Source organism: Rhodococcus sp. C-2, assembly GCF_027854095.1.
In the GTDB taxonomy this organism is placed as follows: domain Bacteria; phylum Actinomycetota; class Actinomycetes; order Mycobacteriales; family Mycobacteriaceae; genus Rhodococcus_F; species Rhodococcus_F qingshengii.
In genome coordinates this window covers 1-16,193 of sequence record NZ_JAQGFI010000005.1, presented here as the reverse complement: position 1 = coordinate 16,193, position 16,193 = coordinate 1, and the positions used below count along the sequence as shown (strand labels likewise).

General features: G+C 63.0%; 17 protein-coding genes and 1 pseudogene. 9 read left to right on the top strand and 9 right to left on the bottom strand.

The window, feature by feature from the left end; translation table 11 throughout:
- Position 1: 1 nt before the first annotated feature.
- From PCS43_RS11660 to PCS43_RS11640, 5 genes are all read right to left on the bottom strand, one after another.
- Positions 2–685: a SagB family peptide dehydrogenase gene (locus PCS43_RS11660; protein ID WP_209910780.1), complete on the bottom strand. Its 684-nt coding sequence runs from the start codon at positions 683–685 to the stop codon at positions 2–4.
- A complete protein-coding gene (locus PCS43_RS11655; protein ID WP_161121504.1) occupies positions 682–1,662 on the bottom strand; it encodes an ABC transporter substrate-binding protein in 981 nt (326 codons plus the stop codon). Before PCS43_RS11655 ends, PCS43_RS11660 begins: the two co-directional genes overlap by 4 nt.
- Positions 1,659–2,453, bottom strand: a complete 795-nt coding sequence (locus PCS43_RS11650; RefSeq protein WP_042453274.1) for an ABC transporter ATP-binding protein — start codon at positions 2,451–2,453, stop codon at positions 1,659–1,661. The genes PCS43_RS11655 and PCS43_RS11650 overlap by 4 nt, the downstream gene beginning before the upstream one ends.
- Positions 2,450–3,517: a FecCD family ABC transporter permease gene (locus PCS43_RS11645; protein WP_209910777.1), complete on the bottom strand. Its 1,068-nt coding sequence runs from the start codon at positions 3,515–3,517 to the stop codon at positions 2,450–2,452. Before PCS43_RS11645 ends, PCS43_RS11650 begins: the two co-directional genes overlap by 4 nt.
- 84 nt (positions 3,518–3,601) lie before the next feature.
- Positions 3,602–4,861 carry an MFS transporter gene (locus PCS43_RS11640; RefSeq protein WP_209910774.1) on the bottom strand — a complete coding sequence of 420 codons (1,260 nt, stop codon included), beginning with the start codon at positions 4,859–4,861 and terminating at the stop codon, positions 3,602–3,604.
- A gap of 92 nt (positions 4,862–4,953) precedes the next feature.
- Between PCS43_RS11640 and PCS43_RS11635 the strand changes: the two genes are divergently transcribed.
- From PCS43_RS11635 to PCS43_RS11615, 5 genes are all read left to right on the top strand, one after another.
- Entirely contained in the window at positions 4,954–5,142 is a 189-nt protein-coding gene (locus PCS43_RS11635; protein WP_003943543.1) for a streptamidine-related RiPP repeat protein, read from the top strand.
- A 94-nt stretch (positions 5,143–5,236) separates the two neighbouring features.
- A complete protein-coding gene (locus PCS43_RS11630; RefSeq protein WP_209910768.1) occupies positions 5,237–6,049 on the top strand; it encodes a hypothetical protein in 813 nt (270 codons plus the stop codon).
- Positions 6,046–7,476 (top strand): CocE/NonD family hydrolase, encoded by a 1,431-nt coding sequence (locus PCS43_RS11625; RefSeq protein ID WP_209910763.1) that lies wholly within the window; start codon positions 6,046–6,048, stop codon positions 7,474–7,476. The genes PCS43_RS11630 and PCS43_RS11625 overlap by 4 nt, the downstream gene beginning before the upstream one ends.
- Positions 7,469–8,809, top strand: a complete 1,341-nt coding sequence (locus tag PCS43_RS11620) for a YcaO-like family protein (protein ID WP_209910759.1) — start codon at positions 7,469–7,471, stop codon at positions 8,807–8,809. The genes PCS43_RS11625 and PCS43_RS11620 overlap by 8 nt, the downstream gene beginning before the upstream one ends.
- The gene (locus PCS43_RS11615) at positions 8,806–10,098 is read left to right on the top strand and encodes a YcaO-like family protein (RefSeq protein WP_209910756.1); all 1,293 of its coding nucleotides are present in this window, start codon (positions 8,806–8,808) and stop codon (positions 10,096–10,098) included. Before PCS43_RS11620 ends, PCS43_RS11615 begins: the two co-directional genes overlap by 4 nt.
- On the opposite strand, the gene PCS43_RS11610 is transcribed toward PCS43_RS11615, so the two are convergent.
- A complete protein-coding gene (locus PCS43_RS11610; RefSeq protein WP_037130941.1) occupies positions 10,045–11,016 on the bottom strand; it encodes a hypothetical protein in 972 nt (323 codons plus the stop codon). The genes PCS43_RS11615 and PCS43_RS11610 overlap by 54 nt on opposite strands.
- A 51-nt stretch (positions 11,017–11,067) precedes the next feature.
- On the opposite strand from PCS43_RS11610, the gene PCS43_RS11605 reads away from it, so the two are divergent.
- The gene (locus PCS43_RS11605) at positions 11,068–11,694 is read left to right on the top strand and encodes a TetR/AcrR family transcriptional regulator (protein WP_003943606.1); all 627 of its coding nucleotides are present in this window, start codon (positions 11,068–11,070) and stop codon (positions 11,692–11,694) included.
- Between the two features lie 6 nt (positions 11,695–11,700).
- Here PCS43_RS11605 and PCS43_RS11600 read toward each other — a convergent pair whose 3' ends face one another.
- The 3 genes from PCS43_RS11600 to PCS43_RS11590 all read right to left on the bottom strand — a co-directional run bounded on the left by PCS43_RS11600 (position 11,701) and on the right by PCS43_RS11590 (position 14,036).
- Positions 11,701–12,141: a PAS domain S-box protein gene (locus tag PCS43_RS11600; protein WP_003943598.1), complete on the bottom strand. Its 441-nt coding sequence runs from the start codon at positions 12,139–12,141 to the stop codon at positions 11,701–11,703.
- 111 nt (positions 12,142–12,252) lie between these two features.
- Complete coding sequence (locus tag PCS43_RS11595) at positions 12,253–12,993, bottom strand: ABC transporter ATP-binding protein (RefSeq protein ID WP_007735886.1); 741 nt, start codon at positions 12,991–12,993, stop codon at positions 12,253–12,255.
- Positions 12,990–14,036, bottom strand: coding sequence for an ABC transporter permease (locus PCS43_RS11590; protein ID WP_039973533.1), 1,047 nt, complete (start codon positions 14,034–14,036; stop codon positions 12,990–12,992). Before PCS43_RS11590 ends, PCS43_RS11595 begins: the two co-directional genes overlap by 4 nt.
- A 114-nt stretch (positions 14,037–14,150) precedes the next feature.
- On the opposite strand from PCS43_RS11590, the gene PCS43_RS11585 reads away from it, so the two are divergent.
- The 3 genes and pseudogenes from PCS43_RS11585 to PCS43_RS11575 form a co-directional block, all read left to right on the top strand.
- Complete coding sequence (locus PCS43_RS11585; RefSeq protein ID WP_003943587.1) at positions 14,151–15,353, top strand: sensor histidine kinase; 1,203 nt, start codon at positions 14,151–14,153, stop codon at positions 15,351–15,353.
- Positions 15,350–15,967, top strand: a complete 618-nt coding sequence (locus PCS43_RS11580; protein ID WP_003943536.1) for a response regulator — start codon at positions 15,350–15,352, stop codon at positions 15,965–15,967. The genes PCS43_RS11585 and PCS43_RS11580 overlap by 4 nt, the downstream gene beginning before the upstream one ends.
- Positions 15,968–16,059: 92 nt before the next feature.
- Positions 16,060–16,193 (top strand): annotated as a pseudogene (locus PCS43_RS11575) (HNH endonuclease signature motif containing protein); the annotation flags it as partial.

The window sequence follows — 16,193 nt, the reverse complement described above, 5'->3', positions numbered from 1 at the left end:
CCTAGCTGCGCCTCCCGAGGGCAAAAGCCATGACGGGAAGCTGCGTCGTCGCGAGATTCAACAGAGATGCCACTCGCGCATCCGTGAATCCTGCGATGGCGCAGCCCACAAGTCCCATCGCCTCGGTCACAAGGTACAGATTCTGAACCAGCACACCGGCATCCACGTGCATCGTGCGGTAGTGCCGCATCGCGTACTTCTCCAGCGGCGCTTCCACGTCGGCGACCACAAACAAAAGAACCGGGAACACGTCGACGAACTCGGGTTGGAGAAGGCTCGCTCGAAGGTGCTCTCGCACGTCGCCTGGCCGGACAGCTTCGGCGCGGCCTCGGGCATATCGGTATACCCCGGCTCCGAGCTCGTCTCCGGGTCGGCTGAGAACAAACGACAGCGTCAGTTCGCGCATCCCGCCCGCCGTCGGGCTGCTGACAACACTGTGGTGCAACATGTTTGACAGCTCGCCTGCTCGGAGTGCCGTCTGTGCGGGGTCGTAGCGGCTCCGTCGTGCCTGCAAGACGTCCGCGAACCCGCAGGCCGGCAGTGGCGTCGCGGCCGGCAGTTCCACGGATTCACACGTCACCGGCGGCAGTGCGTGCTCGTCGAACGGTAGCTCCGACGGACTCACCGTCCGGTCCAACACTGCATGCAGCGATACGACGGCCTCGATTCGCTCGAGTGCGGTCACGAACCCGGGTGCAGCAGGCGAGACACCTCGCCGGCCCCGTCGATCGAGACCAACTCGCCGGCGAACCATGCCTCCGGAACGGCAAAGATCGCATTCGATGTCGCGGCGGGGGATCCGGCAAATGCCGTCCGCGCAGCATCCAGGGTGGATTCCCGAGCCGACTCGGTGGAGTAGACGACGAGGATAGCCTTCGGCGACTTCGCGAGCACCGATTCCGTGGCTACCTGGCCGAAGTACTTTCCGTCGGGAAGGTCGTTCTCGAAAAGATTGCTTCCCCCGGCGGCCTCGAGCACACTGCTGTAGAGGCCCCTGGCCAGAGCATAGGACTGTCCCTCCGAAACCTGAACCATCACAGTGGGAACCGGCTCCTGCCCGGCGACAGATGCCTCGGTTGCTGCGAGGGACTTCTTGCCGTCGGCCAGGAGGGTTGCTGCCGCGTCACTTGTTCCGGTCAAGGCGCCGAGACCGTCGAGGTCGGACCAGACGTCGTCGATCCTGCCTTCGGTGACGGCCTTGTGGCAGTAGCCGCTGTTCACGAAGATCGGGATGCCGAGGTCACGCAATTCGTCCATGGTCTGCAATCGGTCACCGTCGAACCAGTATTCCCCGTCGGAGACGATCAGATCCGGACGGGCGTCGAGCAATGCTTCTTTCGCGGGAACTCCGGCGCTCAGTACCGGCACGGCCGCGAACTGATCAGCGAGTTCGGGGCTGGGAGGAGAGAGGTCGGTATTCGATTGTCCGACAATACGGTCGGCGGCGCCGAGCTGAATGAGAAGTTCCGTCATCGACGGATACAGCGAGACAATCCGCTCCGCCGTCTTGGGCACCGTGACCTCGCGATCACAATTGGTGACGGTGATCTTCTCGGACGACGACGCCGCCGAATCCGCCGTGGAGTTTCCGCATGCGGCCAGTACTGCGGTGGCGGTAACGGCCGAGCACATCAGCGCGGCAGTACGTATCGAGGATTTCAAGACACTGCTTCTTTCGTGTGTAGGAGCGGAGGGGCGAACGAGAGCAGGGGGCGCCCGGTCAACGGATGAGTGCCGAGATGCACCTGAACCCCGAATACTTCGGACAGCAGGTCCTCGGTGAGGACCTCGGCCGTTGGTCCTGTCGCGACAACTACCCCGCCGGAGAGCAGACAGACGTAGTCGCAATACGCTGCGGCCAAGGCGAGTTCATGGATCGCGACAATCGTCGTGGTACCGAGTTCGGCGACCAATTCCATCAATTCGAGTTGAGCACGGATGTCGAGGTGGTTGGTGGGCTCGTCCAGGACCAGCACCGACGGTTGTTGAGCGATCGCCCGGGCCAACATCACACGCTGCTTTTCTCCGCCGGACAGTTCGGCGAAGAGACGTGATCCAAAGCCCTGCATGCCGGTTCGCACCAGTGCTGCGCTGACGATGTCTCGGTCGATCTCGCCGAGTCGAGAGAACGCGCTGTGATGCGGCGTCCGACCCGTTGCAACCACCTCGCGGACGCTGAACGAGAAATCGGATGAATGCTCCTGCCCCACAACACCGATGATGCGTGCCGCCGATCGAGGCGAGAGATCGTCCCAAACATTCACCTCGTCCACCTTCACGATTCCGCTTCGCGGCTTCATCGAGCGATACAACGCGCGAAGGAGGGAGGACTTTCCACTGCCGTTCGGTCCGACGAGTCCGACCACGCTTCCCTCGGGCGCTTCGAGGTCTACACCCGAAACCACGAGGCGTCCGCCCCGAACGACGTGAATTCCGCTGGCCGACAATCTCATGACTGTGCACCGCCGTCCCGTCGAAGCAACCAGAGGAAGAACGGTGCACCCAATCCGGCGGTGATGATCCCGAGCGGTAATTCGTTGGGCGCATCCAACATCCGAGCCGCAAGATCGACAATCACCAGGAAGGTGGCACCAACCAACGCGGTCGCGGGGAGCAGCTTGCCGTGATCGGAACCGACCAGAAGTCGTACGGCGTGCGGCACGAGCAGCCCCACGAAACCGATTCCCCCGGCGACGGATACGACAACCGCGGTCAGCAACGACGCGATCACCAGTAGTAGCAACCTGGTACGGCGCACGTCCACGCCGACCGATTGCGCGCTCTCGTCTCCCATGGCCAACGCGTTGAGTTGGCGCGATTGTGTCAACAGAATTGCCGCACAGACGGTGATCACCGCGGCGGGCACACCGAGATCCGACCAACTGGCCCCGCTCACCGAGCCCAGCAACCAGAAGAGCACTCCCGAAAGCTGACTCGGATCGGCGCGCAACTGCACAAAACTTGTTGCAGCCGAGAGCAGATAGCCGATGGCAACTCCGGCCAGGACCATGCGCAGCGGGACGAGCATTCCCTCTCGCCGACCCAGTACGAGAACCGCGATCAGGGAGACCATGGCCCCCAGGAAGGCTGCCACCGGGACACCGATCGACAGGCCGGTGCCGATGCCGGTCGTCATGATCAGTACTGCACCGAAGGATGCTCCGGAACCCACGCCCAGAATGTACGGATCGGCAATCGGGTTGCGCACCAACGCTTGCAGCACGGCGCCGGCCAACGACAATCCGGCGCCCGCCAATGCCGCAATCAGAATGCGCGGTACCCGCAATCCCCACACGATCCGATCGAGCAGCGGGTCGACCGGCGGACCGCCGACGTGCGCGTACAACACCGCGAACACGTCGGCAAAGGACACCGACGCGGCACCCGACCACACCGCGACGGTGGAGACCGCGACAAGCACAACCGCCGTGGCCAACAGAAACGGGACGTACCCGCGCTCGCCGACGGGATGTGGACGCGACGGCACTCGTCGTGCTGCCTCGCTGGTCAGCGTCATCGCACTCCTGAGTAGGTGGGGTTCGCAGTCATGAACAGGTGGATCTAACCATAACGACAGTCGTTTTCATTAATAGTCACATGCTCATCTGTGCGGGTAAGGGTCGGTCCGCAGCGCGCTCGCCCACGCGAAGAGCGCCCCGACCAGCGCAAAGATGCACGCAACGAGGTAGGCAGTGCCGATGTCCCAGCGTCCTGCGATTGCCCCGGCAATCAAGGCGCCGACCGGCGAACCACCCCAGGCGACCATCCTCGCCGTGGTGTTCACGCGCCCCTGCAGACGATCCGGAGTCAGGCGCTGACGTGCACCGATGCCATTGAGGATGGTGACGGTCGCACAGCCGGAGTAGACGACGAGCGCCGTGATCGCGGCGCCGGTATTGCCGGTTGTCGCAACGACGAACAGCACCACCGGGCCGATGGTCAGCGCCCCGACCGTGATCGCCCCGACCGGCCACCGCGCCGGTAGCCGTGGAAGCACGAGTGCGCCGACCACTCCACCCACGGAGACGGCCGTCCACACGGCACCGATCATCGGACTCGACGTCGCAATCCCCAGCCTCTCGGACGCGTACACCACGAGGAGAGCCGTAACCGCACCCTGCGTCAGCGAATTGACGAAGCCGACGCCGGTCAAGGCCCGCAGAAGCGGCGACTGCCAGAGGAAGTTGAGGCCTTCGCGTATGTCACGCGCAATTCCGGTTCCCGACTTCTTCGGCGCCGCAGGAGTAATCGAAAACGAGGCTCCGATCGAGGCCATGGCCAGCCCGGCCAGTACGTAAGCCAGTGCATCAGCACCCAATGCGTAGGCCGGGCCGATCGAGGCCACGAGCACGCCGGCTATCGCCGGAAAGACAACATCGATCAGCGTGCTGGACGTCCACAGCGCGCTGTTGGCCGCCGGTATCCTCTGCCGACCGACCAGAGCAGGCAGCGCTCCGAAAGCAGCGGCGTCGAACCACACGAAACACGTTCCGATGCACATCGATACGCCGACGGCATGCCACGCCGTCAATACGCCGAGTGCCTGCGCTGCCGGAATACTCGCCAAGGCAAGTGCAGCAACGGCCTGCGCACACAGGATGACCGTCCGTCGGTTGACTCGGTCTGCCACGGCGCCGGCGAACAAGCCGAACACGAGATACGGCAGAACCGTCCCCGCAGCCGCGAGCGAGGTGAGAAACGGAGACCGGCTGATGTCGAACACCAGGATCGGCATGGCCACTCCGGTGACCGCCGCACCGGCTACGGCAATCGTACGAGCCGTGAAGAACAATCGAAACGATCTGTCCCGAAAGACATGTGGTTGCGCTTCGACGGATCCCGTCGTCGGGGTCTCGCTCATGTATGCACTCTCTTGTACCTGTTGCTCTCCGTGGCGATCTTTCGTACGGTGGCATCGTAATGGAAATGGTTTCCATTACGGAAGGGATGACAATGAGCAACATTTCGTTCGACAGCGTCTCCAACTCGGCTCCGGCCAATGCACTCCAGGGCGTCGGCACCAACGCTCTCGTCGACAACCCGTTCACCTTCGAGCCGGTTGCCGAGGCAACGTCCGCACACGCCCTGCAGGGTGTGGGCACCAACGCCCTCGTCGACAACCCGTTCAGCTTCCAGAGCTGAAACCTCCCCTGATCCAGACTGTTTCGACAGTCTGATCTGCCGATGACCCCGCCCGCATCCGACTCGTCGGGTGCGGGCACCGACAAGGAGATCCGTGTACGCCCTCGCCGACGGACACCAGCTGTATCCGACCCCGGACGGCACTTGGCATTACCTGACACCGGACGAGAACGCGGTCACGATCGGCGCGCCGGCCGAAGACCTCGCGGAACTCGACAACTTTCTCAGGCGCTCTGGTTCGGTGCTCGGCCCGGGAGCTATCGAGATCGCCGACGCCCTCGTCTCTCGCGGCGTGCTGGTTGTTCCGGGTCAAGCGCCGGAGATTCCGCGCCCACAGCGTGTGCTGATGGACGGGATCGGGCCCGTTGCCGATGCTTGCATCGCCCTGCTCTCCAAGGCTCTTCCGCATCTCGAGGTCGTATCCACTACTGCGCCAATCGAAGACGACGTTGCGTCGTCGGACCTCGTACTGTCGGTTGCCGGGGCTCCTCCTCACGACGAGTGGTCGGAACTCGATACCTGGTGCCGCCGAAACCAAACACCGTGGCAAACCGTCCACGCGGAGCTGGGTGAGATCTGCATCGGACCCTTCTTCGACGGTATCGGCAGCGCAAGCTACCGGGACGTCTGCGGTCGACGGCTTGCCGCGTCGCGCGTCCCGAATCATCTGCAGGCACTGTGGAATCACCTCGCCGGCAGCGAACCTCGCCCGCTCGAACTTGAACCCACCGCAGCCGCAATGGCCAGTGCGCTTGCATGTTCGGACGTCGTGGCTGGTGTACATGGCGCACCGCCATCACACCTTCACCACCAGATCCGGATGAATCCGCGAACCCTCATGATGACTCGCCATCCCGTGCTACCACTGCCCGGCGGCGTTCTCGAACCCGCGCCGACGCTCCGGTGATCTCACTCGGAGTGAAGATCCCGGCGGCAGACGGTTCTTCGTTGGCTACGGATGTGCTTCTCCCACCGGATTCTTCACCGCGGGGACTGATCGTGATCCGCACCCCGTACGGGCGTGGATGGCATCTGGCGGAGGGGCTCGAATGGCGATCACGAGGAATTGCCTTCATCTGTCAGGACGTACGTGGACGGCACGATTCCACCGGATCTTGGGTACCGTACGTCCACGAGCGCGAGGACAGCGCCGCCCTGGCCGAGTGGCTGCAGGATCAGCCGTGGACACCGGAGTGCGTCATCGCAAGCGGGGCTTCGTATGCGGCCGGAACCGCCTGGGCATTTGCTGCCGAGACCAACAGCGCCGATCGGTCATTTCGTGTAGACGGCGTCGTCTCCAAGGTGCCGACCATCGGAAGCGACCGCGTCAAACGTGATCCCTCGGGGATACTTCTCCTCGCCGAGCATCTGGCGTGGTGGGGCGAGCACGGAGATTCGTCTTCCTCTCGTGAGGGTTTCATCCCTGAACTGATGCGTTCGGATTCGTCTTTGCTGGAACATCTCCCGGTGCAGTCGATGATCGAGGAGGTCGGCCTGACCTCCGATTCACCGGGCTGGTTGACGCCGATCCTTCGCGCTTGTAAACGCGAAGACTTCGGTGGCGATGATCTGGTGTCCGCGGACGAACTCTCCGAACTCGACATCGCCGGGCTGCACATCGGCGGTTGGGACGATGCGATGATTCGGGAGACACTGCGGCACTTCACGTCCGTTGGGCGCGGGCCGCAGAGTTTGATCGTGGGCCCCTGGGCGCACGACCTCCGCCCTGGAAGGGTCGGCGAGACAAGTTTCGGCCGCCTTCAGGTCGAGTGGATGGAATCGGTATTCGCTGCGCGGCCCCTGACCATCAATCGGGTATTCGACCGGGGTGTCGGCGAATGGTCGACCGAACCGTTTGTCACGGGTGCGAATCGCGTTCATCTCGAACCAGATCGGAAGGATGCGGCCTACAGCTTCCTGTATGACGCCTCACGGGACCGAAACAACTGTGTTGCCTTGACTTTCGATATCAAGCACGACTCCGTACTCTCCGGAACACCATCGGTGGAGCTGAAAGTGTATTCACCCGAGGGCGAAGCCGATTGGATCGCCGAACTGAGCGTCGTCGATCCCGCTGGAGTTACCAGATCGATCGCACGGGGCGCGGGTGTCAGCCTGCAGCCGACGATGGTGACCATCGATCTGGATCCCGTGTTGCACACTGTGCGCGCGGGTGATGTCTCGACGCTGCGGATCGCCGGCTCGGACTTCCCACGACTCGCACGCAATCTCGGAGACGGTGATCGCTATCGAGGAACACGCAGTACCGCACTGCACCAATCATTTTCCGGGTCGTTGACCCTGCCGATACGCGGAGGAACTGCCGGTGGATGACTTGCTGGTCGACGACCGGAGCGGCGTGCTGACCTCACTGGAACCACACATTCGCTCGGACATGCCGACAGGCTGGGTCGGTTGGGCCGCGAGGGTGGCCGACACCAGAAACTTCGGCGGCAGCGGTTCACTGTTTCGCGCGGACCCTTACGGATTCGGGGCTTCGATACGCGACGATGCAGCAGCTCGCGGGGCGGCGACCGGTGAGGCCGTCGAAAGATATTGCGGCAACGTGGTCCCCGAGGATCTGGTCCGCAGCAGTGCATCAGCGCTGGAACTGGCCGGCTCACGGGTCGTCGATCCCGCTGAATTTGCGTTGTACAGCGAGGATCAGTACCGCCTTCCCGGATTCCCCTTTGTTCCCTTCACCTCTGATCTGAACATTCGCTGGGCATTGGGTCACACCATGGACGAAAAGGTGCCCACCTACGTGCCTGCGGCCCTGACTTATCTCGGGTACTACACAGGCACCCGTCGCTGCGAGCCACCGATCGCGTCGTTGCAGTACGCCGGAATCGCAGCGGGACGCTCACGCGACGAGGCCGAGATGTCAGCTCTGCTGGAACTTCTCGAACGCGATGCCACCGCGCTGTGGTGGTGCGGGGACCGGTCACAGCCGGCGATCGAGCTTTCCGACTGGGAGCGGTTGCCTGCGCACCGCCAACTCGGGGATCTGGAGAGCCAGACCCGGAGCGTTCGAGTGCTGCTGCTTCCCTCCCCCTTCGGCATTCCCGTCGCCGCAGCGTGGATCCGCGATGACCGACGTGGACTGGTCGCGCTGGGCACAGCTTGTCGACCGACGGTGGAGGCGGCAGTCTCGAAGGCGCTTGTCGAGGCGTATGCCGTACTTGCCATCACGATCGACCTCGCCGACCCCGACGGGCCGACCTGGCGCAGCGTGGCGGACGGAACGCTGCCGGCGCACCTGTACAAACCCTTTCGGGCCGACCGTCGTTACCGGGACGAGTTCGATCCGCAATGGAAAGACATCGTCGATCTGCCGACCGTCGCCCAACTTTATCTCGATCCCGTGATAGCCCTGGCCGCAGAGGAACATCTCTTCGACTACACCGAAACACTCTCGGTATCAGAGATTCCCGACGAAGCGCCGTTGGATCTGGCTTCTCTCGTAGCGCTTCTGATGTCACGGGGACACCAGCCGATTTCCGTCGATCTCACCACCGGCGACATCTCGATTGCCGGGTTGCACGTCGTCCGCATCCTGACTCCGGGCCTGTACAACAACGCCCCGGCAGCCTTTCCCCTTCTTGGAGGTAGCAGATTGACCAGCGCATCGACCACCCATCTGCATCTGCCGGTCCCCCTCGCATGACATCTTCGCTCGTCGACCGCCGAACTGGGATCATTCGAGAGCTGGTCGACGCCGTTGTTCCCCAGCACTTTCCGCCCGAGTTCAAGCTGATTCACTCGTATGTCAGTGATTCAGCACGCTTTTCACCCTGGTCCAGTGACTCGGCCGGCGCCGGATATTGCTTCGATCTGGGTGACCGTGCGCGGCCTACCGCAGCTGCGATAGGCGAAGCGGTGGAACGGTATTGCGGCAACATCGTCGCCAAACCGATCGTCCGCGAGTCCGCCGAAGCGTTGATCGGAGCAAGCATCGACCTGTCACAACTCGCGCGTTTCGATACTGCCCAGTACGCGCGGCCACAGTTCCCGTTCGTCGAACCAACCGACGATCTGGAGATGGACTGGACTCGCGGAGCCGACCTGATCACGGGTTCGGATAGCTGGGTACCGGCCGAACTCGTCTGGGGTTCGTATCCTCATTTCGTCGCCCGGACGGGTCCGGCGATCTCTCCGGTAGCTCAGGCGGGTCTCGCCGCCGGTCCCACGACGGAATTCGCGATACGGAATGCACTGCGCGAGATAGTCGAGCGCGACGCGATGACGTTGTCCTGGACCGGAAGACGCGGCGTTCGGATCGTCACCGGCATTCCCGAGGTGCTTCGGCGACTGGGGAATCACGACAGCCTCTCGACCAGGTGGATTTCATTCGAGAGTGATTTCGAGATCCCCGTCCTGGGCGCCCTGGTTTGCGACCGACTGACCGGATACTCGACCATGGGTACCGCTTGCCACGAAGACGCCCAGACCGCTGCGTTCAAGTCACTCGGCGAAGCGCTTCAGCTGCAGCTGCTTTCCACCGACTACGACAGCCCGGAGAGCGGCATCGGTCGAGCCGCGGCCTCCCCGACCAGTCCGCTTGCGCCTTGGCGAGCTGACCGAAGCTATGCAGGCGCCTACCGATCGGATTTTGCCGACGTGATGGACTACGGATGCCACCTGCAACTTCACCTGGACCCGGAGATCCAAGCACGATTCGAGAGTGAGCTGGCAGATGCGGTCGTCGGCGAGGTGGACCTCGACTCTCTGACGTCACCCATCGACACCGAAAGCGCACTGACAGGCTCGGGTTTCAGGCCGGCATGGGTCGACCTCACCACTGCTGATGTTCTCCGCGCTGGCTTGCATGTCGTCCGCGTCGTCGAACCCGGTTGTCTCACCAATGCGGCCGCCGGATTGCCGTTTCTCGGCTCGCCCCGACTAGTGGACTGTCTTGCCGGACGATCGGCTCGCACCATCCCATTGCCGCACTGACAGTTCGGGAACCGCCGCTTGCAACGACTCGGTGGTTTCCACCGCGTGGAACCACGTCGGCTTCGAGATCGCGGCATCCCGAATCACCTGCACGGCGCGCGCGGCGATAGCTGCCGTCGCGACCGACTGGCTACGCCCCGAAACCCACAGCGCCGGGCCGGTATCCGCTCGGGCCATCGCTACCCAACGATCCGAGCCCCACAGCTTCTTCGGCACGACCTTCTGTAGCGCGGGTGCCCACGTCATGGCCGCAAGTCCGAGCGTCGCGGTGGACGTGTCCAATCGCAGGTACGTCCTGACCGGAACACCGAGGTCTCGCGTCAACGCATGCTGGTCCGAAAAGTCGGCCCGCACAGCAGGACCGGTGCGGTAGCCGGTCGCATCGGCCGGTATTCGAAACGTCTTCATCCCGGTGTAGTTGCGGACCGATCGTCCGTCGGGATCAGGAAACCTCGTGCCCAACATCCCGTACGTCCACGCCGTTGCGGCCGGCCCGTGTAGTTCTCCACCGCCGAGGCCGATCAGGATGTCCACGGGTCCGTCGCCGAGTCGATGCGCCTCGGTTGCAAGGACACTGGTCAATCCCGGCGCCAACCCGACGCCCATGAGAACGGGTCCGTCGACCGCTTCCAATTCTTCGCAGTAGCTCGAGGTCGCCGTGATGTCGACGAATGCCGCCCCACCGCGTACCGCTTCGTCGGCCAGGCGAACATCCTCGAAACCCGACGCATTCACCACGACATCGAAGTCTCGAACCACAGTCGAATACGCGCCTGGTTCTTTAAGATCAACGACGACGTCCGCGCGGGCAGGGTCACGGCCGGCGGAGTACGCGGAGATTTCGGGGACCTTCGCGAGTTGTTTCATCAGGGGAATCCCGACGGCACCGTAGCCACCGAGTACAAGAACCTTCGTCATTACTTCGCCTCCCGAGTCGCTAGAGTTCGACTCTAGAGTTAGACTCTAATCATGACTGAGGTTCTTCGGGAAGACACGTCGGCGCGGCGCAAGATCATCGAGGCAGCGCGTGAGGTTTTTGTCGATCCCGGCTACGCGGCCGCCACGATCAAGCAGCTTGCCGCGGCGGCGGGCGTGTCGGTGCAGAGTGTCTATTTCGTGTTCGGCAACAAGCCGAGCGTGCTGTCAGCACTACTCGACGTGGCCGTTGCGGGCGACGAGGAAAAGACGGCAACTCTCGACCGTCCGTGGGTGGCGGCAGCACTCGGCGCCCCACATCCACTCGGACAACTCCGGATTCAGGTTCACCACGGACGGCTCATTCTGGAACGCACCGCAGACATCCTGCTGGCACTGCGGGCCGCCGCTTCCGCCGACGAGGACGCCGCCCGTCTGTGGCAAATCAACCGCACTCAGAGACGCACGGTGCAGGAACATCTGATGGTCGGCATCGTCGAAAAAGCGCCAACCGTCGACCTCGAAACAGCTGTGAACGTCGCACTCACGCTGCTCAGTCCCGAGACCTACACAGACCTCGTGGTCGGCGCGGGTTGGACCGGCCAACAGTACGAAGAATGGGTGGTCAACACCCTTGCCGCCACCCTCGGCCTGGACCGAACCGTCAAATCCCGGAAGTAGCTGGGATTACTTGGTGGGCTTGTCGTCGATGTGCCGTGGGTTGTTCCACAGGCGCTCCGTCAAATCGTGGAGGACGGCAAGGGTGATCGTGTCGTCGTCCCGTCGGAGCAGAGACTGGCTGACCGTCGCGCGCACCAACGTGGAGTCGGAGTGCACGAACTCCTTGACCGAGCCCGGCTCGGAACTCAGTTCACGATGGGCCTGCTCTGCACTGACGTCGTCGGCATCCTTGTCGTAGAGGATGTCCTGCAAACGCAACGCCGAGACGGCCTTCTTGGGATATCCCAGCATGTCAGCGAAGGACGGATTGGCAAAAACGATGCTGCCGTCGCGGTGAACGGCCATGACCGGCACCGGAAGCCTGTCGAGGAGAATCAGGGCAGGCATCTGCTCCAGATCCGCGATCGGCGATTGTGGCGGCTGCGCAACGTTGCGGCGGCGTTCCATAACACGTCCTCTCAAGTTGCCCGAGTCGACAACAGTCTAACTGCCCAGCAAATCGCGGGTTGACTTCCCGCCCGGATGCAGTGACGAATGCCCGAATCGTGCCCGCCTGAGTCACGCCGCGAGCGCCTCCTGATCCTCCGCCAAGGAACCGTCAACAACACGATAGACAGTATCCATCCGAGACAGGTGACTTCGGTCGTGTGTCACGAGAAGGGTTGCCGCCTCGCGTTCCCGCACCACCCCGATGATCAGATCCATGACAGCGGCACCGCGCTCCTGATCGAGCGCACTCGTGGGCTCGTCGACCACGAGAAGCTGCGGATCGTTCATCAATGCTCGCGCGAGATTGACGCGCTGTCGCTGCCCGCCCGACAGCTGGGACGGCCGTTTTCCGCTCTGATCCGCGAGCCCGACAGCGTCCAGCAAATCCATCGCTTTTGATTTCACGGCCTTGCGACGGGTCCGTGACGTGAACACGGACTGCCCCAGATGCGCCATCACCTCGAGCTGCTCCAGTGCAGTCAGCGAAGACACGAGGTTCGACTGTTGGAAGACGATGCCGATCGACGAGCGTCGCAGCTCCGACGCCGCCCGCCGACTCAGCGCAGCGATGTCGGTGCTGCCTTCCGGCGTCCGGAGATACACGTGCCCGGAATCCGGACGGATCAGCGTCGACGCCACCGCCAACAGGCTGGACTTGCCCGAACCCGAGGGCCCGGTGATCGCGGCGATCTCGCCGCGGTGCAGTCGCAGAGACACGTCGTCCAGCGCCGTCACCCGCGATTGCCCATCGGGAAACGTCAGATCGACGTTCTGGATGTCGAGAACTGTGGTGCCGGTTGTCATGGTCATCGTGCGCTCCCCAATGCTGTGAGTGGATCGGTGGTCGAGAGGAATCGAAGTGCAAAGGCCGCGCCGAGCAGACCGAGCCCGATCAATGCCACGGCAGGTACGACGGTGGTGGATGCGTCCAGGACAAACGGCATGGCGTCACCGATCAGCGATCCGGCCACGGCCGTCAGCCCGATTCCGACGGTGACACCGGCAATCAGAACGATGAGCGCCTGACCCAGTGCGTCGCGCACCAGCGAACCGGTAGTCGCACCGAGCGCTTTCAGCGTCGCGATGTCCGGAGTTCGCTGGATCGTCCACACCGTGAAGAACGCACCGATCACCAAGGCTGAGATCGCGAACAACATGAGCGTCATCAACGTCAACGACCCGTTCTCCGACTTGTACGAACCGATCGCGTCGAGCGAACCGCTGACCGTCGTCGACGTCGTCGCAGCCGCCTTGTCCGTTGCGGAAGCGTCGGAGGCTCCGGTGACAGCCAGTACTGTCGCAACTCCGCCGCGTGGATTGGCCGCCTGCCAGTCGTCGAGCGTCATCCAGACGACGGGCGAATGGCTGTACCAGTCGTCACCGCGAACGGCGCTGACGGTGAACTGCTGCGTACCGACACTCACCTGATCGCCGGCGCCCGCCCCCAGATCGCGGGCGGCACCTTCGCTCAACACCACAGTGCCTGACGCCGACGGCGTCACGTCACCGAAACCGCCATCAGCGCCGAACAGGGCCACCGACTTCTGATTTCCGTCGGCCAATCCCGCTTTCCCGCGACCGATTCCGATGGGATCGACGTCCTTCGACGTGGAGGTCCAAGCGTTGACCTGGTCCTGCGTGAGCGCCGACTCGTCGAACGACGCCCCGGCTCCGGTGTCGGCGAACACCACCGTGTCGGCATTCATGGCCTCGATGGCCGACACGTTCTGATGGCGAAGTCCTGCAGTCAACCCGCTGAGAAAACTGACCAGAAGTGCAACCAACAGAACCACGACGGAGATCAGCGCGAAACGACCTCGCGCTGCCCGTAAGTCCCTCATTGCGACAAACACTGTGAATTCCTTTCCTGTGCTTGCCTCTACGCTCTCGCGGATGCAGACTCTTTCCATCGCACCTCGGATCGACATTCCAGCGCTCGAAAGAACCATCCCGGTTTACAACTTTTGATGGATGAACCAGGCCCGAACCTCGCTAAGCTGGGCGAGATGCACCGATCGCCGCTCACGCCTGTCTTCGCCGGCCTACAACTGGGCCTGCATGTCCTTGTCATGGCGCTGGCCGGTGTGGTGTTTCTTCGAGCGCTGATCGACGAATCCGACCTGACCGCAACAATCATCGCGTTGGCCGTGATCTTTGTTGCCGTCTATCTTTTCGGGGTCGCCAAAAGGCTGCGCGGCAACGCTGCCCGCTGGTGGCTGGCCGTGCTGACCCTCGTCTGGATCGCGACGATGGCGGTATCCGCCGACGCCGCCTACCTCGCGTTCGGACTCTTCTTCCTCTATCTCCATATTCTGCGACGCCCCTGGAGTCTTCTCGCCGTCACCGCGGCAACGGCTGTCGCCGTGGTCGGCACCGGCCTGCATCGTGGATGGACGATTGCCGGCGCCGTCGGCCCGATCATCGGCGCTGCCGTAGCGGTTGCAATCGGCCTCGGATATCAAGCGCTGTACCGCGAGGCGGCCGAGCGCGGTCGTCTCATCGACGAGTTGATGAATACTCGTGAAGAATTGGCGTCGACGTCTCGCGATGCCGGAAAATTCGCGGAACGTGAAAGACTCGCCGCCGAGATTCACGACACCGTCGCCCAGGGACTTTCGAGCATCCAGATGCTCCTTCACGCTGCCGAACGCGCCGATCCGGACAGCCCGGCCATCCGTCAGATCAGCCTCGCACGGGAAACTGCCGCGGACAGTCTTGCCGAAACCCGCCAACTCATAGCCGAATTGACGCCCGCGGCCTTGGACGGTCAGTCGCTCGCCGACGCGCTTCGTCGAATCTGCGAACGCGCGAGCAGTCCTGAACTGGAAGCGCGCTCCGTGGTCGAAGGCGAGGCAGTGCGGCTGCCGATGCCCCTCGAAGCAACATTGGTACGCATCGCTCAGGGCGCGGTGTCCAATGTTCTCCGCCATGCGGATGCAACCAGAATGGCTGTGACACTGACCTATTCCGATGACACCGTCAGCCTCGACGTGGTCGACAACGGTCGCGGTTTCGACGTGGCAGTTCTCGAACGTGGCCCGGCGGAATCTTTCGGCCTCAATGCAATTCGCCGACGCGTCGAACTTCAGGGCGGGACTTTCTCCATCGAGTCCGAGCCGGGACACACGGCCGTCGCAGTGACGTTTCCTCTCGAAGTCGGCGAACCGTGATCCGCCTGCTGCTCGCCGACGATCACGCGATCGTGCGCGCCGGGTTACGAGCGCTGCTCGAAAGCGAAGCCGACATCGAGGTGGTCGGCGAAGCGGGCACCGCCGAGGAAGCCATAGCCTTCTGCGCCACCACGCCGGTCGACCTCGTGCTCATGGACCTGCGATTCGGCCCCGGGAAGACGGGCGTCGACGCCACCCGCGCGGTGTGCGCGCTGCCGAATCCGCCGCACGTACTCGTCGTGACCAACTACGACACGGATGCAGACATCTTGAGCGCTGTCGAGGCCGGGGCCAGCGGGTACCTACTCAAGGACACACCACCGGTCGAGTTGCTGTCAGCCGTCCGCGCCGCTGCGAGCGGGGACAGCGTTCTCTCCCCCGCCATCGCGTCGAAGCTCATGACTCGGGTACGCAAACCCGAAACCAGCCTCAGCCCAAGGGAAATCGAAGTTCTGAAGTTGGTGGCGGCGGGTCGCTCCAACCGAGAGATCGGCAAAGAACTGTTCCTGAGTGAGACCACGGTCAAGTCGCACCTGGTTCACATCTTCGGCAAGTTGGGAGTGAAGTCGCGGACGTCGGCGGTAGCTCGTGCGCGCGAGTTGGGTTCGATCTGACATTTGCCCGAATTGTCGAAAGTAGCTGTACAGCAGCAATTTTCGCCTGCGATTCTCTTGTGTTCGAAACTTTGTTCGATTAGATTTTTAGCATGGACAGTCGGGAAGCGTGGCAACTGGATGGCGAGGACCTCAAGAGTGAGGTTCTCGATCTGGTGCGTGTCCGGCACGAGTTGCAGTCGCGGATGGTGTTGCTGATCGTGGAGATGTTTTCCCGGGAGGTTCT